At 60.5% G+C, this 26,135-nt stretch carries 20 protein-coding genes and 1 tRNA gene; 13 read left to right on the forward strand and 8 right to left on the reverse strand.

Going from position 1 to position 26,135, the window contains the following annotated elements; genetic code table 11:
• Window positions 1-87 precede the first annotated feature (87 nt).
• On the reverse strand, window positions 88-2,829 hold the full coding sequence (locus T370_RS0115420) for a sulfatase-like hydrolase/transferase (protein WP_029436246.1): 2,742 nt from the start codon (window positions 2,827-2,829) through the stop codon (window positions 88-90).
• A 289-nt stretch (window positions 2,830-3,118) separates the two neighbouring features.
• The gene (locus tag T370_RS0115425) at window positions 3,119-4,735 is read right to left on the reverse strand and encodes a bifunctional metallophosphatase/5'-nucleotidase (RefSeq protein WP_029436247.1); all 1,617 of its coding nucleotides are present in this window, start codon (window positions 4,733-4,735) and stop codon (window positions 3,119-3,121) included.
• A gap of 209 nt (window positions 4,736-4,944) precedes the next feature.
• Here T370_RS0115425 and T370_RS0115430 point away from each other — a divergent pair, with 209 nt between their 5' ends.
• Window positions 4,945-5,736: an exodeoxyribonuclease III gene (locus T370_RS0115430; protein WP_029436248.1), complete on the forward strand. Its 792-nt coding sequence runs from the start codon at window positions 4,945-4,947 to the stop codon at window positions 5,734-5,736.
• Window positions 5,737-5,947: 211 nt separating this feature from the next.
• On the opposite strand, the gene T370_RS0115435 is transcribed toward T370_RS0115430, so the two are convergent.
• A tRNA-His gene (locus tag T370_RS0115435) sits at window positions 5,948-6,023 on the reverse strand.
• 256 nt (window positions 6,024-6,279) lie between these two features.
• On the opposite strand from T370_RS0115435, the gene murA reads away from it, so the two are divergent.
• The 9 genes from murA (at window position 6,280) to T370_RS0115485 (ending at window position 16,032) form a co-directional block, all read left to right on the forward strand.
• Entirely contained in the window at window positions 6,280-7,530 is a 1,251-nt protein-coding gene (gene murA, locus T370_RS0115440) for a UDP-N-acetylglucosamine 1-carboxyvinyltransferase (protein WP_005028345.1), read from the forward strand.
• A 165-nt stretch (window positions 7,531-7,695) separates the two neighbouring features.
• Window positions 7,696-8,058: a molybdenum cofactor biosynthesis protein MoaE gene (locus T370_RS0115445; protein ID WP_029436249.1), complete on the forward strand. Its 363-nt coding sequence runs from the start codon at window positions 7,696-7,698 to the stop codon at window positions 8,056-8,058.
• 161 nt (window positions 8,059-8,219) lie between these two features.
• Window positions 8,220-9,062 carry a TatD family hydrolase gene (locus T370_RS0115450; RefSeq protein ID WP_029436250.1) on the forward strand — a complete coding sequence of 281 codons (843 nt, stop codon included), beginning with the start codon at window positions 8,220-8,222 and terminating at the stop codon, window positions 9,060-9,062.
• A 476-nt stretch (window positions 9,063-9,538) separates the two neighbouring features.
• On the forward strand, window positions 9,539-10,549 hold the full coding sequence (locus T370_RS0115460) for a PhoH family protein (protein WP_029436252.1): 1,011 nt from the start codon (window positions 9,539-9,541) through the stop codon (window positions 10,547-10,549).
• A complete protein-coding gene (locus tag T370_RS0115465; protein WP_248604274.1) occupies window positions 10,512-13,031 on the forward strand; it encodes an HD family phosphohydrolase in 2,520 nt (839 codons plus the stop codon). The genes T370_RS0115460 and T370_RS0115465 overlap by 38 nt, the downstream gene beginning before the upstream one ends.
• Entirely contained in the window at window positions 13,028-13,537 is a 510-nt protein-coding gene (gene ybeY / locus T370_RS0115470; RefSeq protein ID WP_034506731.1) for an rRNA maturation RNase YbeY, read from the forward strand. The genes T370_RS0115465 and ybeY overlap by 4 nt, the downstream gene beginning before the upstream one ends.
• Before the next feature lie 227 nt (window positions 13,538-13,764).
• Complete coding sequence (locus T370_RS0115475; RefSeq protein WP_005028339.1) at window positions 13,765-14,082, forward strand: TusE/DsrC/DsvC family sulfur relay protein; 318 nt, start codon at window positions 13,765-13,767, stop codon at window positions 14,080-14,082.
• 404 nt (window positions 14,083-14,486) lie between these two features.
• A complete protein-coding gene (locus T370_RS0115480; protein WP_009380444.1) occupies window positions 14,487-15,509 on the forward strand; it encodes an OmpA family protein in 1,023 nt (340 codons plus the stop codon).
• A gap of 73 nt (window positions 15,510-15,582) precedes the next feature.
• On the forward strand, window positions 15,583-16,032 hold the full coding sequence (locus T370_RS0115485) for a hypothetical protein (RefSeq protein WP_005028337.1): 450 nt from the start codon (window positions 15,583-15,585) through the stop codon (window positions 16,030-16,032).
• Window positions 16,033-16,366: 334 nt separating this feature from the next.
• On the opposite strand, the gene selD is transcribed toward T370_RS0115485, so the two are convergent.
• The 5 genes from selD to glnH all read right to left on the reverse strand — a co-directional run bounded on the left by selD (window position 16,367) and on the right by glnH (window position 22,766).
• Entirely contained in the window at window positions 16,367-17,416 is a 1,050-nt protein-coding gene (gene selD, locus T370_RS0115490; RefSeq protein ID WP_081847576.1) for a selenide, water dikinase SelD, read from the reverse strand.
• A gap of 122 nt (window positions 17,417-17,538) precedes the next feature.
• Window positions 17,539-19,065 (reverse strand): YifB family Mg chelatase-like AAA ATPase, encoded by a 1,527-nt coding sequence (locus T370_RS0115495; protein WP_029436256.1) that lies wholly within the window; start codon window positions 19,063-19,065, stop codon window positions 17,539-17,541.
• Window positions 19,066-19,468: 403 nt separating this feature from the next.
• Window positions 19,469-21,169 carry a SulP family inorganic anion transporter gene (locus T370_RS0115505; RefSeq protein WP_029436258.1) on the reverse strand — a complete coding sequence of 567 codons (1,701 nt, stop codon included), beginning with the start codon at window positions 21,167-21,169 and terminating at the stop codon, window positions 19,469-19,471.
• A gap of 53 nt (window positions 21,170-21,222) precedes the next feature.
• Complete coding sequence (locus T370_RS0115510; RefSeq protein ID WP_005028332.1) at window positions 21,223-21,924, reverse strand: amino acid ABC transporter permease; 702 nt, start codon at window positions 21,922-21,924, stop codon at window positions 21,223-21,225.
• Window positions 21,925-22,007: 83 nt separating this feature from the next.
• Window positions 22,008-22,766, reverse strand: coding sequence for a glutamine ABC transporter substrate-binding protein GlnH (glnH, locus tag T370_RS0115515; protein ID WP_005028330.1), 759 nt, complete (start codon window positions 22,764-22,766; stop codon window positions 22,008-22,010).
• Between the two features lie 417 nt (window positions 22,767-23,183).
• On the opposite strand from glnH, the gene T370_RS0115525 reads away from it, so the two are divergent.
• The 3 genes from T370_RS0115525 to T370_RS0115535 all read left to right on the forward strand — a co-directional run bounded on the left by T370_RS0115525 (window position 23,184) and on the right by T370_RS0115535 (window position 25,866).
• Window positions 23,184-23,924 (forward strand): basic amino acid ABC transporter substrate-binding protein, encoded by a 741-nt coding sequence (locus T370_RS0115525; RefSeq protein ID WP_005028328.1) that lies wholly within the window; start codon window positions 23,184-23,186, stop codon window positions 23,922-23,924.
• Between the two features lie 343 nt (window positions 23,925-24,267).
• On the forward strand, window positions 24,268-25,191 hold the full coding sequence (locus T370_RS0115530; RefSeq protein ID WP_029436259.1) for a helix-turn-helix transcriptional regulator: 924 nt from the start codon (window positions 24,268-24,270) through the stop codon (window positions 25,189-25,191).
• A gap of 51 nt (window positions 25,192-25,242) precedes the next feature.
• A complete protein-coding gene (locus T370_RS0115535; protein ID WP_029436260.1) occupies window positions 25,243-25,866 on the forward strand; it encodes a nitroreductase family protein in 624 nt (207 codons plus the stop codon).
• Window positions 25,867-26,135: the final 269 nt, after the last annotated feature.

Here is a 26,135-nt window from a genome sequence, read left to right on the forward strand (position 1 = left end):
GGGAGGGGGAAGGGCCCCTTTTGGAAAAGGGGCCCTTCCCCCTCCCCAATCTCCCTCACCTCTCCACTCCTCCCCCCTCCTCTCTCATTACTCCTTCAAAAATTCCCGCCAGCGGGCGGAGTGCTGATAATAGCTGATGCCCTCATCAAGCACCTGCTGGAGCGAGGCGTCGGGGGCCTTTACCCTGTCCTGCGGCTTTGCGGCCTCGGCGGAACCGATCTGCTGGCCGTCACGGTAGAAGTGCACCCCGCGAACAGGCCGCATGATCACCATCTCGTTGCCTTTGACATAGGCCAATTTCTGATAATTGCTCAGGAACAAACGAGATACATAGTCCGGATCGAGCGCATTCGTGCCGTAGAACTCGCCCGTATACTTGAAATGAAGCAGGGAGAGCAGCGTCGGCACGGCGTCGATCTGGCTGATCGGCTGATCGTGGCGCTCCGGTTTGATGAACTTCGGCGCATAAATGATAAGCGGAATGTGATGGTTCCCCTGCTTGATCTCCTCGCGCCCGGAACTGCTCGCCCCGTGATCCGCCACAAAAACGAACACGGTATCGTCAAACCACGGATGCTTGCGGGCCTCTTCCATGAATTTGCCGATGGAATAATCCGCGTACATGACCCCGCCGTTGCGCCCGGACTTGGATGGAATCGAAATCCTTCCGTCGGGATAGGTGTATGGGCGGTGATTCGAAGTCGTCAGCACGAAGTTGAAGAACGGCTTGCCCGCCGCATGGGAAGCGTCCGCCTCCTTGATCGCGCGGGCAAAGAGGTTCTCGTCACACACGCCCCAGATATTCGAGAACGTGATCTCTTCCGGCTGCATCACCGTACGGTCCACCACGGTGAACCCGTTCCCGGAGAAATAGGCGTTCATGTTGTCGAAATAGCCGTAGCCGCCGTAAATCCATTTGGTGTCATACCCGCGCTCGCGGAATACGCTCCAGATGCCGCGCAGGTTGTCGTTGCCCTGCAACCGCACGATGGGCATACCCGGCAGCGGCGGACGCGCCAGCGTGAGCGCTTCGATGCCCCGGACGGTGCGGGTGCCCGTCGAATAGACATGGCTGAAATAGAGCGACTCGGAAGCCAGCTTTTCCAATTCCGGAGTCAGCTTTTGCCCATCGTCGCGGAATTCGCTGAAAAATTCCGAGCCCATGCTCTCCATGAGCACAATGACCACATTCGCCCGGATTTCCTTTTCATGCGGCGCCACCTCATAGGCCAGCGACGCGGGATCGCCCACCCGGCGGGCATCCGAGGCCATCAAGGGGGCCAGCGTCGCCACGGTATCCGCATCAGGGCGCGTCAGATAAAAATCGTTGTAGGAAAGTTCGTTGGAAAAAAACGCGTGGAACAGGCTGTACAGCCCATCCTTGGACAGCTCGGTGAGATACCGATCGCCGGTATCTTCGGATATATCCATGAAGTTGACCATATTGAGCGAGCACGCGCACAAGACGAGCAACGCCGCGCCGGCAAAACGCATGAGAAGCCGCGGCACGGTGCGGACCGTGGAAAGCCAACGCCGGGCCAGCAGCGTAATGACTCCCGCCGCCACAGTAATCCCGCCCAAAAACAGGGCCACAGGGTAGGACTGGCTGATATTTCCGATCACTTCATTCGTGTAGACAAGATAATCCACGGCCACGAAATTGAAGCGGGAAGTGAATTCGTCCCAGAACAGCAGTTCCGCGACTTCCTCAAACAAGTGCCCCGCCGTGAACAGAAAGAAAAAGAGGATGGAAACCCGCCTGTCCCACCGTCCGCCGTGCCACTTCCGAGGCAGGAGCAGCAGGTACGCCAGCACGGGCAGGATTGAAAAAAGGCACGAAACCATCGTCGTTCCCACCCAAACGGGGAACGAAACCAGAAAGCTTTTCAGCGACAGATGCAGGTTGGAGGATTCCCGCAAGGCCAGTATGGAAAGTTCCGTAAGCTCTGCGAAAAAATATATGCCTATGAAAGGGAGCAACCGCCGCACAAGGTAGCGCACGGCATCCAGAAACGCATACATGATGAAGCCTCTCTTGAAGGAAAAAATCCTGTTCGGAGAGCGCGTTGTTACACAGGAACTGTTACGATTCCGTGACAACCGGGGGAGAACATCAGGACAAATATTTATACTTACAAGCTTGTTAAGAGAAAAACCGCGCAGTGCCCATGTGACAAGCAGGATGATCATCCATGCGCCGATCATTGTGAACAGCGTGTGCGAGAGGAAATGCTGTCCCCGCAGCATCTGGTAGAATCCCATACCCCAGCCCGCAATAAGCCCGGCCCCCAGACCGGCCCACCGGTCACGGCGCGACCGGAAGCAAAAGAACAGCATCATGAGCGCAAAACCGCCCGAAGCGTGCCCCGCCGGGAAACACCTGCCGGGGGAACGGCCTTCATTGGCGGGGTTCCGGCATTCCAGCACGCCCTGATGGACGTATTCGCCCCCGAACTCCTCGATCTGCTTGGGGCAATAAACGTTGGTGAACTGTTTTGCACCGCCGAGCAGCATCGGGACAAAGGCCAGACTGAGGAGCAGCAGCAAGCACCCCCTGCGGCATTCCGGCGGCAGATTCCACCGTGCGCCGCCAAGCACCCCGGCGACACAGGCTATCCCGAGAACCACCAGCAGGATTTTAGGGCCATCGTAGAAAAACCACGTCAGCCGAGCGTGCAGCTCGTTGGACACAACCCATTCATGCGTGGCGGAATCAAACCACAAGCGTTGAGCCGCCGTGTCCCAACCGGTATAGGATTCCATCAGCGCCACCAGCACGAGGAGCAGTGCCCCAACGGAAAGCTGGGCGGCGATCATGCGTTTCGTCATGTGCCGAAAACCTCTCCCGATATGCGATACGCTGGATATACGACGGGAGTGTGACGATTTCGTGGCGGGCCCAAAGGAAAAACCGAAAGGATGGGCAGGGCCGGAAAACAGCGCGTACGCCGCCCGGCTATGCCCGCTTTCGGCGGTGGGAAACACTGGCGGGTGGTCGATGGAAGGGAATGTACTGGAGAGAGGGAGATGGATGTGTCGGGGGAGAGGGAACCGTTTGACAGGCGCTCTTCTCGAAAAAAGCCCTCTCCCCCGATAGGCAATGTTGTTTCTTGTGTTGTTATCGGAGGACCGTGATCCGCCCTCCGGACCTGACCTCCACAGGGGCCTTGGCGATATAGTCGCGCAGGCATTCGATGTGCGCGCGGCCCGTGTATTGCCATTTTATTTTCTTGAAGGCGGCGAAACCGTCACCGCCCTCCGCCGCATAGTCCACCGTGGCGACGCGGTATACCGCTTCCGGGCGCAGAGGTTCCCAACCGCCCGCCTTTGTGCGGACGGATACGGCGGAAACGCGTTGCCCCACCGGTTTCGCGGGTTCCACCGAATACGTGAGCCCCGCGACCTGAAGAAACCGCCCCGCCCCGTTTTCGTAGCCGGATGCGCCATGTTCAAGCGCCCCGAGCAGTTGTTTTCCGGTCAAATCACCGACAACGAGCGTGTTGTCGAACGGCATGGTCGTCAGCAGGTCACCCATCGTGACCACGCCGGTATGCAGAGGGGAGCGCACAGTGCCGCCCACGGACAAGGCGACGGTCGCGCCGGTATCCCGTGCTCCCCAGAGCAGGGAGTCCATGAGGACGTCGCCGGACGGACATTCCTGCACGCGGCAGAGATGGGCGTCTTCCTCAAGGTCAACCTGCCGCCCGCTCGTGTCCCCGGCAAGCAGGATTTTGCCCACAGGCTGCCCGATGAGCGACCGCAACTGGGCGGCGTAGCTGTCCAGCCGTGCGGAAAGCTTCGCATCAGGCGGAACGGTGACGTTCCGGCCATCCAGAACAATGGGTTCGCCGTTCCAGCGCTGCGCGATGCCCGCGTCGTTGAAGTCTATCGCAATATGCCCAAGCAGCTTGCAGGAGGACGCCGCCGTCACGACCAGCACGGGCTCTCCGGACGGGGAGTGCTTCACAATGGGATACGGCCCGACTGCCTTGGGGTTTGTATTGGAAAGCAGGGAATGCGTATGCCCGCCGACGAACACATCCACGCCGTCCACCCGCCCCGCGAGCTCGCAGTCGACGTTCAGGCCCAGATGGGTCAGCGCGATGACAATGTTCACGCCCTGCGCCCGGAGCGACGCGACCGCTTCGCGCAAGGCCGTTTCCGCCGGACCGAACACGGCCTCCTTGCAGGGGGAGGCCAGAGAGGGCGTTTCCTCGTTGACCAACCCCACAATGCCGATCTTGCGGCCTTGGCGCTCCACGACAATCCACGGACGCGTGAGCGGCTTGCCCCCGGGTACGGGCGGAAGCGTCAGGTTGGCGGCCAGTACGGGCACATGCGTCCGCTCCACGAAACGCCGGAATTCGCCGCAGCCGTCATCGAACTCGTGATTGCCCGGCGTAAAGGCCGTATAGTCCAAGGCGTCAAGCACCTCCGCCGCCACGTCGCCTTTGAACTGCGTATAGAACAGCGTCCCCTGAAATTCGTCCCCGGCGTCAAGGAGCACCACATTCGGTTCCGCAGCGCGCACCGTATCCACGGCCTGTTTCAGGCGCACGCTGCCCCCGGACCCGCCAGCGCACTGGGCCGCATAGCAGGCCGTCCCTTTTTCAGTGGTCCCGCCGTACATGGAGTGGACATCGTTGGTGTGCAGAACCGTCAACTCAAATGCCTGTGATGGCGCCGCAAAGCACAGCAGAAGCAAAGACAGCAGCGGCAAGCGGATTTTCTTCATCATTTTTCCTTTTTATGGACGGGCCGCACCGGCACGCGGCGCGTTTGACAATCGGCACGGGCAATGGAATCCTTCCGCGGAAGAGGCACGGGCGGGCTTCTCTGGAAGCGCCCGCATGACGCGGCCCGCATTCCCGGAACATGGGGATGAAAGCCGGGGCCGCCTGATCCGTGCCTACCGATTCCCTTTCCTTTTGCCAAGAGAAAACTATGGATACCATTCGTCTCGTTTCATGGAACGTCAACGGGTTCCGCGCCCTGAGCGGCAAACCCGACTGGGACTGGTTCGCCTCCACCGACGCCGATGTGGTGGCGCTTCAGGAAACCAAGGCCGAGCCGGCGCAGATCGCCGAAGAACACCGCAGCCCCGAGGGCTGGAATGCCGAATGGCTGGCCGCGCAGGTCAAGAAAGGCTATTCGGGCGTCGCGGTCTTCTCGCGCCAAAAGGCCGCCCTCGAGCCGCTCGCCGTGCACCGCGAACTCCCCGATCCCCGTTATCAGGGGGAAGGCCGCCTTTTGCACATCGAATACCCCGCCTTCCATTTTTTCAATGTCTACTTTCCCAACGGGACCAAGGACGACGGGCGGCTGGCCTATAAAATGGGCTATTACGACGCGTTCCTCGCCCATGCCGAAGAGCTGCGCCGCACCAAGCCCATCGTGGTCTGCGGGGACTTCAACACGGCCCACCGCCCCATCGACCTCGCCCGGCCCAAGGCCAACGAGGAAAACTCCGGCTTCCTGCCCATCGAACGCGCCTGGGTGGACCGCTTCATCGCCGCCGGGTACGTGGACACCTTCCGCCACATCCACGGCGACGAGCCGCACCAGTACTCGTGGTGGTCCTACAAGCAGCGCGCCCGCGTCAACAACGTCGGGTGGCGCATCGACTACTTCTTCGTTTCGGAGGAGTTGGCCCCGGCCATCCGGGACGCATGGATAGAAAACAATGTCTATGGTTCGGATCACTGCCCCGTGGGGCTGGAATTGGCCATAACATAGCGCGCAGATGGCGGACCTTCCGCATCCATATGCGGAGAGCAAAAACTTGCGCATGATAAAAAACGGAATGCGGAGCCGCCGCGCCACCGGATAGACAACGGGGCGGCGGCTCCGTTCCTCTTCAGAAGGAAAGCCGGAAGGCATGGCGGGGAAAGGAAGGGGATGGAAACGAAAAAACCCTGCCGAAGCAGGGTCTTTCAAGACAAGTGAGTGGGGCGAATGATGGGACTTGAACCCACGGCCCTCTGGGCCACAACCAGATGCTCTGCCAACTGAGCTACATCCGCCACATGCAGCTGTGGTCTTTATATCAGAGCCATATTAACGTCAAGCCTTTCCGCAATATTTTTCCGATTTCCGCATCCCGAGGCCACCCGGGGAAGCCCGAAGATGCTCCTTGACCAGCCAAGGAACCCGATAGTATCTTGTATCCTTTCCTCAGCTTCCGCAAACGGATCGCGCCAGCGTTCCGCCCTCGCGCGGGGCACCCTCCATCCAACCGGCAACGCCCGGCTTTTCCGGGCCCACATACAGGGACAGTTCATGGACAAACTGATCATCGAAGGCGGCGTTCCGCTGACCGGCGTCGTGCATGTGAGCGGCTCCAAAAACGCGGCTCTCCCCATCCTCATGGGCAGCATCCTGCTCGACGAACCCGTGACCTACACCAATGTCCCGGATCTGCGGGATATCCGTACCACCTTCAAGCTCCTTGAACTGCTCGGCTGCCCGAACGCCTTTGAAAACGGGCAGGTCACCGTGACCCCCGGCGCGCTCAGCCCGGAAGCCCCCTATGAACTGGTCAAAACCATGCGCGCCTCGGTGCTCGTGCTCGGCCCGCTGCTGGCCCGGCTCGGCGAAGCCCGCGTAGCCATGCCCGGCGGCTGCGCCATCGGGGCCCGCCCTGTGGATCTGCACCTGTCAGCCCTCGAAAAGATGGGGGCGCGGTTCGATCTTGAGGACGGGTATATTCTCGGCCGCTGCCGCAAGCTCAACGGCGCGCACATCCATTTCGACTTTCCCACCGTCGGCGGTACGGAAAACCTGCTCATGGCAGCTGCACTGGCCGATGGAGAAACCATCCTTGAGAACGCCGCCCGCGAGCCCGAAGTCGTCGATCTTGCCCGCTTCCTCATCGCCTGCGGCGCGCGCATCGAAGGCCACGGCACCAGCGTCATCCGCATTCAGGGCGTCCCGCGCCTCGGAGGCTGCACCTACCGCATCATGCCCGACCGCATCGAGGCGGGAACCCTCCTCGCCGCCGCCGGGATCACCGACGGCGAGTTGCTGCTCACGGACTGCCCCTTTGAGGAGCTTGACGCCGTGATCGCCAAAATGCGCCAGATGGGCATGGAAATCGAACCCACCGCCGACGGGGTGCTGGCCCGCCGCTCCTGCGCCCTGCGCGGGGTGGACGTGACCACGCAGCCCTTCCCCGGCTTCCCGACGGACATGCAGGCGCAGATCATGTCCCTCATGTGCCTTTCCGAAGGTTCCGGGGTCATCAGCGAAACCATTTTTGAAAACCGGTTCATGCACGTGCAGGAGCTCGTCCGCATGGGCGCGGATATCCGCCTTTCCGGGCATACAGCCATCATACGCGGCGTCCAGCGCCTTGCCGGGGCTCCGGTCATGGCCTCGGATCTCCGCGCCAGCGCCTCTCTCGTGCTCGCCGGGCTCGCCGCCAAGGGGACCACGACCGTCCAGCGCATCTACCACCTCGATCGCGGTTATGAGCACATCGAAAACAAGCTCAACGCCGTAGGTGCGCGCATCCGCAGGGAAGCGGAATAGCGAAAGAAAAATTGGGAAGGTTGCGCAACAGGGGCTCCTCCGCCCGTATGGCAGGGCCGTACAGCCCCCCGCGCAATGCCGGTTCTCATTTTCGGCACGGGCTCTTTCCGTCAGAGTTCACCAGGGACATTCCCCCGAGCAGACCCCGACCACAGGAGAAAAACGATGGATACCACAAAGATTCTGGCTGACCTCAAGAAGCGTCCCGGCTTTACCGAAAACGTGGGCATGGTGCTGGTGCACAACGGCGTCGTGCGCGGGTGGGCACGGGCCGACCATGCGCCCGTGAAATCCATGAAAGTCTCGTATGACCGCGCCAAGATGGACGCCATCTGCCGCGAGATGGAACAGCAGCCCGGCATCTTCTGCATCCATGCCGAAGCCGTGGAAGGCGAACTGAAGCCCGGCGACGACGTGCTGTTCCTCGTCGTGGCCGGGGACATCCGCGAACACGTCAAGGCGACGTTCTCGGAACTCCTCGACCGCATCAAGGCCGAAGCCGTCATCAAACAGGAATTCACCGAATAGGTTTGTCCAGGAAAGCCCCTGCCCGGCTTTGCCGCGCTGAAGCCAAGGCCGGAGCAGGCGCTTTCCCGTGCAGCGCGACGGCAACAAGCCGTAATCCCCACGGGCTTTGACGCGATATATGGCGGCAAGGCCCAAAAAAATGTCCGCAAGGGACTTTTTCCATGAGCAAGAAAAAAGATACGCCGCGTCCGCTTCCCGATACGCTCGGCCTTCCCCCCACAGGGGCCGACTCCCATGCCCACCTCGACTCCGAGGGGATCATCGAACGGCTCCCCGAGGTTATGGGACGGGCCCGGAGCACGGGCCTTGCCTCCATCGGGCAAGTGTTCCTCGGCCCCGCCGCATACCACGCCAACAAGGGCACGTTCGCCGGCTATCCCGGCGTTTTCTTCCTGATGGGCATCCATCCCTGCGACGGACAGGAGTGTACCGGAGCCACCCTCAAGGCCATGCGCGAAGCCTTTGCCGAAGATCCCAGGCTGCGGGCCGTCGGTGAAATCGGCCTCGATTTTTACTGGAAGGACTGCCCGCCCTTCATCCAGGAGGAAGCCTTCCGCGTCCAGCTCGCCCTCGCCAAGGAAACGGATCGCCCTGTGGTCATCCATTCGCGCGACGCGGCAAAGGACACCCTGCGGATTCTGGAAGCCGAAGGTTTCTCAGGACGCCCCGTGCTGTGGCACTGCTTCAGCGGCGACGCCGTGGATTTTCTTGATCGTTTCCTTGCCAACGGCTGGCACATTTCCATCCCCGGCCCCGTGACTTATCCCGCCAACCACGACCTGCGCGAAGCCGTGAAACGCATCCCGCCGGACCGCTTGATGGTCGAAACCGACTGCCCCTATCTTTCGCCCGTGCCGTGGCGGGGCAAGCCCAATGAGCCGGCACTCGTCGCCTTCACCGCCGAAACCGTGGCCCTTGAGCGCGGCATGGACCCCGCCGAACTCTGGACGCTCTGCGGCGACAACACCCGGCGCTTCTTCAACGCACCCGCCAAAGGGCTATAACCTGCCACTCCCCTTAACAATCTCCAATAACCTCTTATACTATCACCATTGCCGCGAAGCGTCTTGGCCCGAAACGATTCAGGACCACACCGGAGCCTTGCTCTCCATTCCTTCCCGTTTCCCTTCCATCCTCAACAGTCCGCCGCGCCACCCGAACCCCGAACAGGGATTCGATAAACGCGAAAGTCTTTGAGGGATGAGAGGAGGGGGCGCGGGGATGGGAGAAGGGAACTTTCTTCAGAAAGTTCCCTTCTCCCATCCCCCGCATCATCAACCCTCCCGCACGAAACAAGGAACCATAGACGCTTCGCCGCAAATGCGATAGGTTGCAATCTACCTTGTATGCAGGCAACGCCACGGATGGGAAAGCGGCGTTCCGCGGCAGGGCATTCCCGAATTGCCGGACGGCTCGCCGCCCGTGCAGCGGATTCGACAAACCGTCCCCTCCGGCGGCCCGAGGCCGCCTCTCTGAATCTATGCAAACACCCGCATCGTCAACGGCCTTTGTGGAAACCCTGTCCTTTGATGACCCGACACTGGCCAATGCCCTGTTCGGACCGCACAACGCCCACCTCAACGTCATCGCCGAACGCACGGGAGCGGATCTCTCCACCCGGGGAACCACGCTGGCCGTGACGTCCGATGATCCCGCGCTGCGCGAACGCATCCTGAATCTGTTCACCCAGTTTTACGGCCTGCTGCGCAGCGGGCACGCGCTCCAGAGTTCCGATCTGGAGCAGGGACTCCAGCTCCTTGAGAGCGATCCGGGTTCGGATCTGCGCCGCTCGTTCCGTGACGAGGCCGTGCTCTCCCTGCCCAAGAAGACCGTCACCGCCCGCAACACAGCCCAGCGCGCCTATCTGGAAACGCTGCGCAGCAACGAAATGGTCTTTTCCGTGGGACCGGCCGGAACCGGCAAGACCTACCTTGCCGTGGCGATGGCCGTGCATATGCTCAACGCGCGGCGGGTGCGCCGCATCATCCTGACCCGCCCCGCCGTCGAGGCGGGCGAGAAGCTCGGCTTCCTGCCCGGCGATCTCGCCGAAAAGGTCAACCCGTATCTGCGTCCTCTTCACGATGCCCTGCTTGATATGCTCGGGCCCCAGAAGATGGCCTCGCTTCAGGAAACGGGCATTATCGAAGTCGCGCCGCTGGCCTTCATGCGCGGCAGGACACTGAACGACGCGTTCATCATCCTTGATGAGGCGCAGAACACCACGCGCGAACAGATGAAGATGTTCCTGACCCGCCTCGGCTTCGGCTCACGGGCGGCGATCACCGGCGACATCACCCAGATAGACTTGCCCGCGCAGGGCGAGGACAGCGCGTCGCGTTCCGGTCTGGTACATGCCCTGCATGTCCTCAAAGGCGTCAAAGGCGTTGCTTTCCGGCATTTCACTTCCGCCGACGTGGTACGCCACCCTCTGGTCGGACGAATAGTACAGGCCTATGATGACTACGAGAAACTCCCCTCTTCGCATCAATGAGCTTTCCCGGATAACGCGGACGCTGTTCCGGCAGCACCATCACGGCGTGGGCCTCTTCGTCCTGATCGCCACCCTGTTCGTGCTCTCGTTTCTGGCGGGCCTTCAGCCGCCCATGCAGTTCCGGGTGTTCATGGCCGGGGAAGTGGCCGACAGCGATGTCGTCGCACACCGCAGCCTGACGGTGGAGGACACCGAGGCGGCCAAGATCAAGCGCAATCAGGTCGCCATGCTCCAGCCCACGGTGTTCGACCTCAGCGTGACCGAAATCGCCGCGTTGCGGCAGAAGATCTTCGGTATGCTCAAGCTGATCAACGGGCAGGAAACCTCTCCCGAGGCGCAGGACGCCTTGCGCGCTTCGCTCGCGGAAAAGCTCGCAACGCCGGTCAGCGCGGATTTGCTCGCCCAGTGGATGAGCCCCGAAGTGCAGGAGTATGTCCTCTCCACGGGCTTGCCGTGGTTTGAAGATCGCTTGCGCGAGGGCGTGGTGGGCGACGTGCGCCTTGCCCTGCCCTCCAAGAACGGGATCATCGTCCGCGACGTGGACACAAAGGCGGAAACCCTGCGCCCCGACGTATCGGATATCCGTGACGTGCCCGCCGTGCTCGCGGCCTTCACGCAGAAGCTGCGCTCCGCCGAAAAGCTCACCCCGCAGGGCCGCCGCGCCGTGCTGGTCCTGTTCTCGCCGCTGATCATGCCCACGCTCACCCTGAACCGCGAGGCCACGCAGGCCCTCGGCAATGCCGTGGCCCAGACCGTGGAGCCCGTCTACTACCATATCCAGAAGGGTGAAGTCGTCGTTTATCAGGGCGAGCGCGTCACCCGCGAGAAGCAGCTCAAGCTCCAGAGCCTCTACCAGAAGCAGGAGGGGCTGATCCATTCGCGTACCGTGGCGGGAACGTTCGTCTTTTCGCTCATCCTGACGCTCGGCCTGTTCATGGCCCCGAGCGGCAAACCGGGCACCCCCCTGCGGAAAAAGGACTTTTTGTTCATCTCGCTGCTGCTGTTCGTCTTCGGCATCGCGGCGAAAGGCACCTACATGCTCGTGGGCAAGGTCGTCCAGCCGCAGGACATCGCCCTCGTCATCCACTTCTTCCCCGTGGCGGGCGCCGCGGGGCTGTGCGCGCTCATCTTCGCGGCCCGGCGCTATTGCGTGGTGGGCCTGCTGATATCCCTGTTCGCCTGCGTCATGCTCAAGGCCGACCTTCCGCTGTTTTTGTTCTTCTTCCTTTCCGCCATGCTGAATACATGGCTCGTCATCCGGGCGCAGAGCAGGCAGGACGTGGTCATCGGCATCATCCCGCTGGCGCTCGGGCAGATCATCATCGCCCTCGGCAGCGGCTGGCTGGAGGGTTTCCGGGGCGGCAACACGTTCCTGTGGCTCTTCGGCATCGTTTCCCTCAACGCCTTCATTTCCATAGCTATCCTGTTCGCCATCAGCCCGATCATCGAAATGGCCTTCCGGTACACCACCCGGTTCCGGCTCATGGAGCTGATGAACCTCGAGCAACCGCTCCTCCAGGATCTCATGGTGGCCATTCCGGGGACCTACCACCACTCGCTGGTTGTCTCCAACATGGTGGAAGCCGGAGCCAAGGCCGTGGGCGCGAACAGCCTGCTGTGCAAGGTCGCGGCCCTGTACCACGACATCGGCAAGCTGGCCTATCCCGACTATTACATCGAAAACCAGTTCAACGGCCCCAACCGGCACGACAAGCTGGCTCCGGCCATGAGCGCCCTCATCCTGCTTTCGCATGTCAAAAAAGGCACGGAACTCGCCGCGCAGCACCATTTGGGCGACGAAATCGAGGACATCATCCGCCAGCACCACGGCACGGGTCTGATCAAGTTTTTCTACGCCAAAGCCAAGGAGTCGGGCGAAAATCCCCGCATCGAGGACTACTGCTATCCCGGCCCGCGCCCGCAGACCCGCGAGGCGGCCATCGTCATGCTCGCGGACGCGGTGGAAGCCTCCAGCCGCACGCTCACCGATCCCACGCCCGCACGCATCAAGACGCACATCGACACGATCATGAAGGGAATCTTCTCCGAGGGCCAGCTTGACGAATCCGAACTGACATTCAAAGACCTTCATAAGTTGTCGGAAAGTTTTGCCCGCATCCTGACGGGGCTTTTCCATCAGCGAATCGCCTACCCTGATCTGAATAAAGACAAAAAAACGGCCAGCGACAAACCAGAACAGGCCAAAGTGCAGGCCAAGCCTGAAGAAAAAACGGAACAGCGCCCCGACGTGAAACGCACGGTCGCCTACGCGGCCTCCAGCGTGATGCCGGGCTCCTCCGGTGCGGCGGCCCCGAACGGGCCGGAGCAACAGGGCGCGGCTCCGGCGGCACCCCACACACCCGTACCCCCTTCAGCGAATCCGGGCCCGCCCATTGACCTTGTCTACCCCGTCGTTCCCGGCCCGCCGAAACCCGTCAACAAAGGGCCGCTGTCCATGAAGCCCGTGGGGAAACGCCCATGAGCCCGCTCGAACGTTTTCCGCAGGAGCAAACCGACGCGCCCTCCGATTCCGGCGCTCTCCGGCTCAACCTTTCCGGCGGCGGACTGTGCTGGCGGCTCCCGTTCTGCAGGGCGGAACTGCACCGGGCGCTCTCGGCCATGCTCCGCGCAGCCGGTTCCGGGCCCGCCGAATTGGATCTCGTCCTTGTCCGCGATGCGGGCATGGCGGACTACAACCTGCGGTACATGGGTTGCCACGGCCCCACCAATGTCTTATCTTTTCCGATAGACGAGCAGATCGCCGGGCCGGAGGACGAAGACGTCCCCGTCCAGCTCGGGAGCCTCGTCTTTTCCGTCGACACCCTGCACCGGGAAACGCTCCTGTACGGGCAAGATCCGGAGGAGCATTGCCTCAGGCTTCTGGCCCACGGGCTCGGGCATCTGGCCGGTTACGACCACGGCCCTGAAATGGATGAATTGTGTTCCGAAATGCTGTCTGCGGCAGAGGCTTGGCTGACTGCCCAATGAAGAGCAAAAGGGGAACAACTACTTGCCATTTCCATAGCGCTGTGATAGATGCCCTCCAATATGGAAGCGCCTCAGATGTGCCCCCACACATCCGGTGGCTTTCTGCGGGCTCTGCATTGGGGTCCGTCGAGTGGTGAGTGATTCCATCAGATTTTTCGATTTCATTCTGTATGGAAAAGCGTGACAGGGTTTCCTAGTCACATAAACTGTCCAAGGAGGACGCACACATGGCTGAAGTCACCTACAAGGGTAAAACCTTCGAAGTTGATGAAGACGGCTTCCTGCTCAAGTTCGATGAGTGGTGCCCGGAATGGTTGGAGTACGTGAAGGAATCCGAAGGGATTACCGATCTGAACGAAGACCATCAGAAGATTCTCGACTTCCTTCAGGACTACTACCGCAAGAACGGGATCGCTCCTATGGTGCGCATCCTGTCCAAGAACACCGGCTACAAGCTGAAAGAAGTGTACGAACTCTTCCCCTCCGGCCCCGGTAAGGGAGCCTGCAAGATGGCTGGTCTGCCCAAGCCCACCGGCTGCGTGTGATCCCATCTTAGGGAAGATGACGCGCCGTAACGCCTTTTGGTAAGCGGCTGCGTACGCATTGTTCCCATACAGGGCGAGAGGTTTCCTCTCGCCCTGTTTTTTTGTTGTTATCTCTCATTGAAAAGACCCGGTTTCGGGAAAAAAATACAAGTAAGGCTCTTTACCTTTGTACGGCCCACAGGTAGAGTCTCATTCAAGTGAATATGGCAATGCCGAAAGAACGGTTTCGCCGGCCGGATAACGCTAGAGGATGCCCGGCCGGGTCGACATTGCAGCACCTCCTGAGCAAGGGAAAGGCCCAAAGGGGCCTTGCAGCACATATTCGCTGTCAATTTTGCAGGACGCTTTGCCCTTGCCGTTCCGGACGGGGTGAAAACGCCTAACTCAAAGAAACGGAGGCTCACATGAAATTTTCCCGTTCTATTGTCCTCGCCGTCGCCCTGATCTTCGCTTGGGCCACGGCCGGTTTTGCGGCCCACTCGGCCGAAATCTGCCAGAAGCGCATTGAAAGCTTCAACTATCTGGTGGACTACTCCGGCTCCATGATGATGAACTTCCCCTCCGTCGGCAAGACCAAGATGGCCGTTGCCAAGGAAGTCATCAAGCGCGTCAACGACATGGTGCCCGAACTCGGCTATCAGGGCGGCCTGTACACCTTCGCTCCTTATGGCGCGGTCGTGAACCAGGGCCCGTGGGTTCGCTCCACCCTCGCCGCCGGCGTCGACAGCCTGAAGGACAATCTGGAAACCTTCGCCCGCTTCACGCCCATGGGCGACGGCATCCAGGCCCACAACGGCATCATCAGCCAGATGACCCCGCGCGCGGCCGTCATCCTCGTGAGCGACGGTGAAAGCAACCGCGGCATCAGCCCCATCGACGAAGTCAAGGCCATCTACGCCGCCAATCCGAACGTCTGCTTCCATGTGATCTCCGTCGCCTCCTCTCCTGAAGGCCAGGCCACTCTGGACGCCATCGCGGCCCTCAACGCCTGCTCCGTGTCCGTCAAGGCCATCGACCTCCTCAAGAGCGACGCCGCCGTCGACAAGTTCGTTGGCGATGTGTTCTGCCAGGAACGCGTGGCCGTCGTTGAAGACGTCGTCGTCCTCCGTGGCGTCAACTTCGCCTTCGACAAGTACGACCTGACCCCCGAAGCTCAGGGCATCCTTAATGAAGCCGCCCGAATCATTATGGAACACCCGAACATGAAGGTGCAGCTCCTCGGCTGGACCGACAGCATCGGCACCGACGCTTACAACCTGAAGCTCTCCCAGCGCCGCGCTGACGCCGTGAAGAACTATCTGGTTGCCCAGGGCGTGCCCGCCAGCCGTATGATTGCCATTGGCAAGGGCAAGTCTTTCCGCTATGACAACAATACGGAAGAAGGCCGGTACATGAACCGCCGTACTGAACTGGTCTTCATGGACTAGTACGCAAGCAACAATCAACAAAGGCCCGGCGGACTCTCGTCGGGCCTTTTGTGCTCAAGAGGACCTTTCCCCAATGCAGTTAATCAAGAAATCCGCACTGTTCGCTCTGGTTCTTTCGTCCGCCCTGATCTGCGGCCAGCAGGTTCAGGCCGCTAAACCCAGCGCCGCTCCCGCTCAGGAAACCACCCTTGAGGTGAAGGCCAAACTCGACGCTTTCGCCAAGAGCTACGTGGCCCGCGCCAACGACACCCTGAAGAACAACCGCCAGAACATGTCGGTGACCAAGCAGGGCAAGGGCTATGTGGCCCGTTACACGGAAGTGGACGCCTCCACCATGACCACGGAAATCTACCCCGGCAAGGGCCCCGGCTGCGAATACGTGGGCCACATCGTATATCTTGAAAAAGTATACGAATGCACCGGCAAGACCATCTCCGAGGCCAAGACCGGCACCTTCACGACCCCGAAAGCCCGCCGTATCCGCGAACTGACCCGTTACGACGGCAAAAAGTGGATCTACTAGCCGAATGAACACGGGGCGCTGCCCCGACCCTTGGCAGGGCTCCGCCCTGCACCCGCCGGGGGGAACCATTCCCCCCGGCCCCTCAAAAAAGAGTACGGAAAGGCCGGACGGTGTTGCCGTCCGGCCTTTCCGTACTCTTCAGCGGCGCAACGGTTTACGCCACATCAGATACTCTTCTCAAGCCGCCTGTCCATCCAGCGCCCTTTCAGCCTTTCCATACAACGGAACTCCTGACGCGTAACCTCCCCGCCACTCAAAAGCCTTAGGAAGAGAGGGGGAGGTGCAGAAGGGCAAGAGGAAGCCCTTTCCTCTCCCCTCCTGCCGTCTTCATAGATTAGCTCAAAAGAAGCTGAGGACCGTCTCTGAGAGGCAAAACGTGCCCAACAAGCCATCCGGGCTCACCGAGAGCGGCAAGGCGCTCCAGAGCCTCTTCTACGCGCTCCTGAGGCACAGCCAGCACCAGCCCCCCGGAAGTTTGCGCGTCGAATACGAGGGTGGCCCTCAGGCTGTCCACATCGGGGCTCACGAACGTACGGCAGGAACAATGCCTGCGGTTGGCATAACTGCCCGCAGGAATCAGGCCGTCAGAGGCGAACGCCTCCACGTTGTCGATAAAAGGCAACGAGGCGGTGTCTATCTCGACGACGACCCGGGAACCCCGCGCCATCTCCAGCAAGTGCCCGCCGAGCCCAAATCCCGTGATATCCGTTGCGGCCTTGAGGTTCATGGCCCGCAGCACTTCGGCGGCGTTCGCGTTCAAATGGGTGGCCCAACGGTAGAGATCTGCTTCGGCCTTGCCGCTGCCGTCCCACTGTGCCTTGATTGCGGTCGCCAGCACGCCCGTGCCGAGCGGCTTGGTCAGCACAAGCGCGTCTCCGGAACGCAGCCCGGCGTTACTGGCCACGGAGTCAGGATCCACATAGCCGGTCACGGACAAACCGTATTTGATTTCCGCGTCTTCCAGCGTATGCCCGCCGGCAAGCACGGCTCCGGCCTCGACGATTTTTTCAAGGCCGCCCGCCAGAATCTCGGCAAAGACCTCCAACGGCACATCCTGTGCCGGGAACGCCGCGATATTCATCGCCGACCACGGAACCCCACCGACGGCGTACACGTCCGAAAGCGCGTTCGCCGCCGCAACCTGACCGAACAGCCGGGGATTGTTGCCGAGAGGACTCAGCACATCCACCGTCTGCACCAGCGCCATTCCCGCAGGCGGCGTGCGGAGGATCACGGCATCCTCGTTGTGCTCAAAACCGTGCAACACGCGCCCCTCCGGGTCCGGCACACTCGGCAGGGACGCCAATACCTGCTCCAGCAACTCTGGAGCCGTCTTCGCCGCTCAGCCGGCGGCCTTGGCTTTGTCCATCAGTCTGAACGACATGACATGCTCCTTGAATGAAGGTTGATGACGGAAGAGCCCCCCCCAAAACCTAAGGGGAATACGGCACGTGTCTCCTTTTTCCTCAGACAGCCCACCTCCACCATTCGAGGGAAGGGCTGAAGCTAGAACGCTTCCCTGTCCAGCACGCGGCAGCCGATAGCCTCGGCCAGATGGGGAACGCCGATGGATTCCGATCCGGCGAGATCCGCAATCGTCCGGCTTATCCGCAAGATCCGCGTATAGGCGCGGGCGGAAAGCGCCAGCCTCTGCACGGCTTCCCGCAGAAAAGCCCTTTCCGGCGCTCCCATGCAGCAGTGCTTCTCAAGGAGGCTGCCGGACAGATCGGCATTCGTCCGGCAATAGGGAACCTCCGCATAACGCGCTTGCTGTACGGCCCGCGCAGCAAGCACTCGTTCGCGCATCCGGGCCGACGTCACAGGCGAGGCCCCGGCCTGCAGCTCCTCGTAAGGGACGGCGGGCACATTGATATGCAGGTCGATGCGGTCCAGAAGCGGCCCGGACAGCCGCGCCCGATAGCGGCGGATCAGCCCCGGCGAACAGACGCACGTATGCCGGGGATCGGTGGCATAGCCGCAAGGGCACGGATTCATGGCCGCCACCAGCATACAGTCCGCCGGAAAGGTTACCGAATGCGCCGATCGGGATACCGTCACCGTACCGCCCTCAAGCGGCTGGCGCAGGACGTCGAGCGTATTCTTGCCGTATTCCGGCAGCTCGTCGAGAAACAGCACGCCCCGGTGGGCCAGAGAAACTTCGCCGGGCCGGGGATACGCCCCGCCGCCGACCAGCGCCACATCGGACACCGTATGATGCGGCTCGCGGAAAGGCCGCTCCGAAACCAGCCCCTTGCCGCCGAGCATCCCCGCCACGCTGTAAATTTTGGTCACTTCCAGCGCCTCGTCCGGCTCGAGGGGCGGGAGTATGGACGGAATGCGCTTGGCGAGCATAGTCTTGCCGCTTCCGGGCGGGCCGATGAGCAACAGGTTGTGCGCGCCAGCCGCCGCGATCTCGATAGCGCGCTTGGCGTGCTCCTGCCCCTTGACGTCGGCGAAGTCCAAAATGCCCCGCGCGGGGTCGTCATCGGATACGGGCGGCTCGGCGGGCATCAGCTCGCATTCACCCATGAGGAACCGTACGGCTTCGTCCAGCGTCGCCGGACCATAGGCGGGAAGCCCCTTGACCAAGGCCGCTTCAGAGGCATTTTCCGGGGCGGTGACGATGCCCTTCGCGCCTTCGTTCCGGGCCAGCATCCCAAGCGGCAGAACGCCGGGCACTGGCTTGATCGCGCCGCTCAGGGAAAGCTCCCCGGCGAGGAACCAGCCCTCCAGCCGCTCCGCGGGCAGGACGCCCGCCGCCCCCAGCAAAGCCACGGCCAGCGGCAAGTCATAGGCGCTTCCGGCCTTCCGGCGGTCCGCCGGAGCCAGATTGACGGTGATGCGCGCCGCGGACAGCGTGAACCCGCATGAACGCATGGCCGCGAACACCCGTTCCTTAGCTTCGCGTACAGCGCCTTCCGCAAGCCCGACCATCACAAAGGCGGGCATCCCCTTCCGCAGGAAATCCGCTTCCAAATCCACCCGGAAGGCGTCCACGCCCTGCAACGCCCCACATGCCAACCTGACGATCATACTCTGTCCTTTACGCAATGCCTCCGGCGGCCCTGCACCCGCAGCTTTCCCCGGAACCTGTCTTGCTCAACGCCAGGGCAAACGGCGACGCCTTCCCCGTACATAACATCCGCCCCAAAACTATCATACAACAGCCAAGCAAGACAAATAGCCGCCTGCACGCCAGCTGGCCCTCCCTTTTCCTCTCCACCGCAGGCCTCTTTTGCTCCCGATCCCATCCCCAACGTCCCCATAAAAAAACGCCCGAACGACATCGTCCGGACGCGGCCCGCCGGGAAAACCGGCAACAGGGATTCAATAAACACGGAAGCCTTTAGGGAGAGAGCCTGACAGATTTAGGGAGAGGCAGGAAAACCTTTCTCCAGAAAAGCCCTCCTGCCTCTCCCCAATTCCATACAGCAATCTACTTCCGCTTCTCTTCCTCAAGGATCTCTTCGGCGCGCAAAAGCGCCTCGTCGAGCGACGGGTAGATGTTCTCTTCGCCAACGGCGCGGAGAATGCCGACCCGCTGGAGCGTCCTGCGGGCGGGTTCCTGCACGGCGGCAAAGAGGACGCGGCAGCCTTCCTGACGGCGCTCAAGGAACGCCTCCAGCGCGTGGATACCGGTCATATCGATGGCGGGCGTATTGTGCAGGTACATGATGAACACCTTGGGAGGCGTCTCCATCGCGTCCAGCGTGGACTGGAACCGGTCGGCCACCCCGAAGAACAACGGCCCGTTGATGGCGAAAATCTCCACGCCGTCAGGCACGGTTTCCTCATCGGGCAGGGGAATGTCGTGCGCGGCGGCCTCTTCCTCTTCGCCGGAAACGCAAGTGTGGATGCCCGTCAGTTCGCTCATGCGGCGCATGAACAGCAGGGAAGCCAGCATGACCCCGGTATATACGGCTACGGTCAGATCGAAGATCACCGTCAGCGCGAAGGTCAGGATCATCACCGACCAGTCGGACTTCGGCCCTTGGAAAATATGCCGCACCGTCCGCAGATCGCTCATGTCATAGGCGACCATGACCAGCACGGCGGCGAGGGCCGCCAGCGGGATGTATTCGGTCAACGGCAGAAGCCACATGACCACCACGACGAGGAACAGGGAGTGCACGATGGCGGAGACGGACGAATGCGCACCGGCGCGCACGTTGGTCGCCGTGCGGGCAATGGCGCCCGTGGCGGCGAAACCGCCGAAGAACACCGAGGCCACGTTGCCGATACCCTGCGAAATCAGCTCCATATTCGAATTGTGCCTGTCGCCCGTCATGCTGTCCGCCACCACACAGGCCAGCAGCGATTCGATGCCCGCCAGCAGGGCGATGGTCAGCGCGTCGGGGAACAGCTCGCGGATACGCTCGAAGGTGATCCCGTACGGCAAAGTGAAATCGGGGAAGCCAGTGGGCAGCGTGCCGAACCGGGAACCGATGGTATCGGTAGGCAGGGAGAACAGCCACACCAGCAGCGTGGACAGGAACACGGCCACCACGGGCGCGGGAACTTTGGGGATCTTATGCCTGACGATCAGGATGACCAGCAACGTAAAAACCGCCACCCCGAACGTCGCGGGGCTGAAATCCATGGCGTTTTGGGCATAGGCCCCCCACTTGTCAAAAAACTCCGGCGGGGTATCGACAAGCGGCAGCCCGAAGAAATCCTTCATCTGCGAGGAGAAGATCAGCAGCGCAATCCCGGTGGTGAAGCCCGTGGTCACCGGGTAGGGGATATATTTGACCAGCGCCCCCAGCCGCAGGAATCCGAAGATGACGAGCAGGATGCCCGCCATCAGCGTCGTCAGGACAAGCCCCTCGTAGCCGTGCCGGGACACGATGCTGTAAATGATGACGACGAACGCGCCCGTCGGCCCGCTGACGGGGAACCGGCTCCCGCTGAAAAACGCCATGAAAAAACCGGCGATGATGGACGTATACAGCCCCCGTTCCGGCGTCAGGCCGGAAGCGATGGCGAACGCAAGCGCGAGCGGAAGCGCCACCACGCCCACGGTGATCCCCGCCGAAACGTCCTTGGACAGCATCCCAAGGCTGTACCCGCTGCGGATTGTCTTAAAAAGGCTCGGAACAAGCGGCGATTTGTGCTGCGCCGGCTGTATGCTGGACATGAAACCCTCTCCTCCCAACAAAACGAGACATGAAAAAAGGAAATGAAGCGGCCTTACATTTGCGGATCGGACGGAGACGCCGGGACGGCACGCCTGCCGATCATAAGCTTGCGCTCGTAATAACGGAGCACAGCCGAAATGCTCAATGTCATGGCCAGATAGAAGATGGCGACGGTCAGCCACACTTCAAAGGCCCGGAAGTTCACGGCGATGATTTCCTGCCCCTGCCGGGTCAGTTCGCCCACGCCGATGACGACGAGCAGGGAAGTATCCTTCAACGAAATGATGCACTGGTTGGTCAGCGGGGGAATCATGCGCCGAAAGGCCTGAGGCCAAATGATGTAGAGCATGGTCTGGGCCTGCGTGAGCCCGGTGGAGCGTCCGGCCTCGGTCTGCCCCTTGTCGATGGACTGGATGGCGCCGCGCACGATTTCCGCGATATACGCGCCGGAGTTCACGCCGATGGCGATGACGCCCGCCACGTCGGGGGGAATGCGCATGCCAAGGGCCAGCGGCAAGCCGAAATAGAGGAACATAACCTGAACGATAAGCGGCGTCCCGCGGATCGCTTCGATGTAGAGGATGGCGATGCCGCGGAGGAAGCGGCTCCGGGAGGTATTGGCAAGCCCGGTGACCACGCCGAGCAGGAGACCGACGAGCAGGCCGCCCAGCGTGATGATGAGCGTCAGCTTCATCCCGCCGAGGAGCTGGGGCGCGGTTTCCAGAATGATCGAAGGTTCGAAATCAAAAGCCATGAGGCACCCGATGGATTAAAGGAGAAAAAGGGACGGGGAGGCAGAAACCTCCCCGTTGCTCTATTCCAGCGAATAGAGGCACCCTACATATCAGATTCCTTGGGTGCGAAACCGAACCACTTTTCGTACAGCTTGGCGTAGGAGCCGTCCTTGCGCATCTGGTCAAGGACGCCGTTGACCTTCTTCACCAGCTCCTCGTTGCCCTGGGCAAAGCCGATGCCGTACTTCTGGCCTTCGTACAGGGGGCCGACGACCTTGGCCTTGCCCTTGCCGGCGCTGTTGGCGAACGCGGTCACCACGGGCATGTCGAACACCACGGCGTCGACGCCCTTGCTGAGCAGTTCAAAGAACATGCCGTCGTTGTTGGGGAACTGCTTCAATTCCTTCGCTTTGCCGAAATCCTTCATAAACGGCACGGAAGAGGTGCCGGTCTTCACGGCAACGACCTTGCCCGCGAGGTCTTCAACCTTGCTGATGCCCTTTTCGTCGTCACGGACGAGGATCTTGAGGCCGGACGTATAGTAGCCGTTGGAGAACTGCACGACCTTGGCGCGTTCAGGCGTGATGGTCATGCCGGCGATGCCCACATCCACGTTGCCGGTCTGGAGGCCGGGGATGATGCCGTTGAAGTCCATGGGCTGAAATTTGTAGGAAAGGCCCAGCTTCTTGGCAATGGTTTCCCAGAGTTCGATATCAAAACCGGTAAACTTGCCGTCCGGCCCCTTGAATTCGAAGGGCATGAAGTTGGTGTCGTGAGCGACGACAAGTTCCTTGGCAGAGGCGGGGGCGACCAGCACGGTCATGAGAACAAAACCCATGATCAGGGCAGCGATACGTTTCATTATCAACCTCTTTGGGTTAGGGGAGAAAGGAAGGGCCGCATCCGGAACCTTCGGAAAAACGGCGTGGCCTTTTCCACTGCGGAGGGACGGACCCGTCCCGGCGACAGAAACCGAGAGGCATCCACGCGACTCCTCCTGCGCGGACCCCCTGTTCCGAGGAAGAGCCTTTCCCATGCCGCCGGAATCCCCCGACTCCTGCGGCACACACCCTTCCCCAGCATACCAACCCTAGAATCACGCATCCATCAACAAAAATCAAGTGCAGATGCCGTATTTCCGTAAAGCCGCGCTCCACGCCAGCTCACGGATACCGCGTTCCGCCCTTTGCGCTCATCTCCCCGCGACCGCTTTTCTTTTCTGTTGACGCGCCCCGTGCTCACGTCTAATACTCCTTCCTTATTTTTAGGAGGAGAAACCATGTTTCGTACCGTGTTGACCAGCCTTCTCGCCGTATTGGTGCTTTGCGGCTCCGCGTTCGCCGCAGAGAAAACGCTCATCGCCGCCGCCAACCCCACGTGGCCGCCCATGGAGTTCTTGGACGAAAACAAGAACATCATCGGCTATGACCGCGACATCATTGCCGCAATCGCCGAAGAGATCGGCATGAAGAGCGAGTTCCGCAACATCGCGTGGGACGGCATCTTCGCGTCGCTCGAATCCGGACAGGCCAACGTCATCGCTTCCTGCGTGACCATCACGGACAAGCGCAAGAAGGCCTATGTGTTCTCCGATCCCTACTACGAAGTCCATCAGGCCGTCGTCGTCGCCAAGGACTCCGCCATCAAGAAGCCCGAAGACCTCAAGGGCAAGAAGGTCGGCGTGCAGATCGGCACCACCGCCATCGAAGCGCTGCGCAAGATGAACGTGGACATCGACCTCCGCACCTATGACGAAGTCGGCCTCGTGTTCGAAGATATGCGCAACGGCCGCCTCGACGTCGTGGTCTGCGACGATCCCGTCGCCCGCTACTACGCCAGCCGCAAGGAAGGCTACAAGGACCTCATGAAGGTCGCCTTCCTCACCGAAGACGTCGAGTACATCGGCTTCGTGTTCAGCAAGGACAACGCCGAACTCGCCGCTCAGGTCAACAAGGGCCTCAAGGCCATCCGCGAAAACGGCAAGGAAAAGGCCATCCGCAACAAGTGGCTTGGCGAATAGTTTTTTTAAATTGAAGATTGGGGAGGGGAAAGGAAAACTTTCTAAAGAAAGTTTTCCTTTCCCCTCCCCAAACCCCACCCCTTTCCTTTCAAAGACTTTTGTCCTTATCGAATCCCTGCTGTCGGTTTTCCCGGTCGGCAAGAAGAGGCCCCGCCCAAACGTGTCCGTTTGCGCGGGGCGTTGTTTATTGGAGAGTATTACCCTTTGAATATTTTTAACTTTATCTCCTATGGATTTTTGAAAGAAATCATTCTAAGCCAACACCTCCGTTTTATTGAAAGGCATTGCTGCGTAACCCGCCGCACAGCTTTTGCCGGGGAGGGATCGTTTTCAGGAGTTTTTCATGCACGTTGAACGCCTTTTTCAAATCGTTTTTTTGCTCATGAGCGGCTCATGCGGCACAGCGAAAGAACTGGCTGAGCATTGCTCCGTCTCCGTCAGAACCATCCAAAGGGATTTGGATGCCCTGAGCCTTGCCGGCATTCCTGTATTTTCCAGCCGGGGATACGGGGGCGGCATAGGACTGCTCAAAGAATTCACGTTGGATAAAACGTTCATGACCGAGCAGGAGCAAGCGGACATTTTGCATGGGCTCCAAGCCCTTGAGGGTGCGGGATACCCTGACGGCAATGCGGCCCTTCACAAGCTTGCCGCCCTGTTCCGGAGAAAGGAAGATCGCTGGCTGCGGGTGGATTTTTCCTCATGGTGCGGATCCGGGTTCGGCAAGGAAAAATTCCACCGGCTGAAGGAAGCTATCTTGGCGAAAAAAGTTGTCCGCTTCACCTATTTCAGCTCAGAAAACCGGGTATCCGAGCGTTTCGCGGAACCTTTGTGCCTGCTGTTCCGTGAACGGGCCTGGTATGTTTGCGTCTTTGACAGGAAAAAAAGCCGGGAAATGGTGCTGCGGGCCTCACGGATCCGCGATTTGCACGTCATGGAAGAAACGTTCGAGCGCACCATGCAGGAAGACCCGATGGCGACGCCGGACTATTCAAAAAGCTATACCCTGCAAAGGGTTGTGCTCCGCATAGACGCGGAATGCGCTTTCAGGGCATTCGATGAATTCCCGGAACAAGATATCCGCCCACAGCCTGACGGCTCTTTTTTGATTGACGAAGAAATGCCCATCAACGAATGGCTGACGGGCTACCTCCTTTCCTTCGCGGACGGCCTTGAAGTTATCGAACCCGCAACCCTCCGGACGGCCTTGAAAGAAAAAATCCATTCCATGCAAAAGAAATATGACAAACAGGTGTCCGGTTCCTAGCGTACAGTCCCGTCCATACATCTCCAAAAAATTCAAAGGACGGAGGCAAAAATGGACGTATACGAGGCGATCAGGGCTCGGAGGACCATCCGTGATTTCGAAGACAGACAGGTTGGAATGGGCACCATTGAGCGAATCATTGACGCAGGCTTGAAAGCGCCGACCAACAACCATCTGCGCCAATGGGAGTTTGTCATCGTGAACGGCAAAGAAGAGAGGGCCAACCTCCTCCGGGTGGAGAACATGACCAGCCGGGACGAGTGCGAACAAATGCTCGATGGCTTCGGCATGACGGACGAGGTCCAGCGCAACATGTATCGTGAGGCCATGCCCAGGCAGTTCTCAATGCTCTACAATGCCGGATGCCTGATACTTCCTTTTTTCAAGATCCGGGAACCGTTGCTCCAACCAAGCTCATTGAGTTCCCTCAATGACTTCGCGTCAATCTGGTGCTGCATCGAAAACATGCTGCTTGCCGCCGCTTCCGAAGGATTATTGGGCGTAACCCGCATCCCAATGGCTGAGGAATCCGAGCACATCAAGACGGCTGTCGGGCATCCTGAAAACTATGTCATGCCCTGCTACATCGCCTTGGGCTATCCCGCGAAGAATGCATCTGTACCGGCTCAAAAAAGCATTTGCGCAAAAGATAAAATACATATCAACATATGGTAATATCACCAGTTGGCATGTTACCTTTTCCTGCTGGGCGACCGCAGGATACCGGCAAAAGGGCATAAACATCCGCCCCGGCAGGCCCGCCCCCTGATAAAGCTCTGTATCGTATTTGATTGATGCCACTTCACAACAACATTGCAGTGTCCTTCAAAAATCCCGGCTTCCCGCCGGAACGGACTCCTGCCGCATAACCTCCCCACCAGTCGAAAGTCTTTGGGAGGGGTGGGGGAGGTTTGGAGGGGGCGGGGAGGGCTTTCTTCAGAAAG

It is taken from the genome of Bilophila wadsworthia ATCC 49260 (genome assembly GCF_000701705.1).
GTDB lineage: Bacteria > Desulfobacterota > Desulfovibrionia > Desulfovibrionales > Desulfovibrionaceae > Bilophila > Bilophila wadsworthia.

Excerpts from the sequence above, each read along its gene's own strand:
- T370_RS0115420 (WP_029436246.1), bottom strand. The coding sequence starts at position 2,829 with ATGACGAAACGCATGATCGCCGCCCAGCTTTCCGTTGGGGCACTGCTC.
- T370_RS0115425 (WP_029436247.1), bottom strand. The coding sequence starts at position 4,735 with ATGAAGAAAATCCGCTTGCCGCTGCTGTCTTTGCTTCTGCTGTGCTTT.
- T370_RS0115430 (WP_029436248.1), top strand. The coding sequence starts at position 4,945 with ATGGATACCATTCGTCTCGTTTCATGGAACGTCAACGGGTTCCGCGCC.
- murA (WP_005028345.1), top strand. The coding sequence starts at position 6,280 with ATGGACAAACTGATCATCGAAGGCGGCGTTCCGCTGACCGGCGTCGTG.
- T370_RS0115445 (WP_029436249.1), top strand. The coding sequence starts at position 7,696 with ATGGATACCACAAAGATTCTGGCTGACCTCAAGAAGCGTCCCGGCTTT.
- T370_RS0115450 (WP_029436250.1), top strand. The coding sequence starts at position 8,220 with ATGAGCAAGAAAAAAGATACGCCGCGTCCGCTTCCCGATACGCTCGGC.
- T370_RS0115460 (WP_029436252.1), top strand. The coding sequence starts at position 9,539 with ATGCAAACACCCGCATCGTCAACGGCCTTTGTGGAAACCCTGTCCTTT.
- T370_RS0115465 (WP_248604274.1), top strand. The coding sequence starts at position 10,512 with ATGATGACTACGAGAAACTCCCCTCTTCGCATCAATGAGCTTTCCCGG.
- ybeY (WP_034506731.1), top strand. The coding sequence starts at position 13,028 with ATGAGCCCGCTCGAACGTTTTCCGCAGGAGCAAACCGACGCGCCCTCC.
- T370_RS0115475 (WP_005028339.1), top strand. The coding sequence starts at position 13,765 with ATGGCTGAAGTCACCTACAAGGGTAAAACCTTCGAAGTTGATGAAGAC.
- T370_RS0115480 (WP_009380444.1), top strand. The coding sequence starts at position 14,487 with ATGAAATTTTCCCGTTCTATTGTCCTCGCCGTCGCCCTGATCTTCGCT.
- T370_RS0115485 (WP_005028337.1), top strand. The coding sequence starts at position 15,583 with ATGCAGTTAATCAAGAAATCCGCACTGTTCGCTCTGGTTCTTTCGTCC.
- T370_RS0115495 (WP_029436256.1), bottom strand. The coding sequence starts at position 19,065 with ATGATCGTCAGGTTGGCATGTGGGGCGTTGCAGGGCGTGGACGCCTTC.
- T370_RS0115505 (WP_029436258.1), bottom strand. The coding sequence starts at position 21,169 with ATGTCCAGCATACAGCCGGCGCAGCACAAATCGCCGCTTGTTCCGAGC.
- T370_RS0115510 (WP_005028332.1), bottom strand. The coding sequence starts at position 21,924 with ATGGCTTTTGATTTCGAACCTTCGATCATTCTGGAAACCGCGCCCCAG.
- glnH (WP_005028330.1), bottom strand. The coding sequence starts at position 22,766 with ATGAAACGTATCGCTGCCCTGATCATGGGTTTTGTTCTCATGACCGTG.
- T370_RS0115525 (WP_005028328.1), top strand. The coding sequence starts at position 23,184 with ATGTTTCGTACCGTGTTGACCAGCCTTCTCGCCGTATTGGTGCTTTGC.
- T370_RS0115530 (WP_029436259.1), top strand. The coding sequence starts at position 24,268 with ATGCACGTTGAACGCCTTTTTCAAATCGTTTTTTTGCTCATGAGCGGC.
- T370_RS0115535 (WP_029436260.1), top strand. The coding sequence starts at position 25,243 with ATGGACGTATACGAGGCGATCAGGGCTCGGAGGACCATCCGTGATTTC.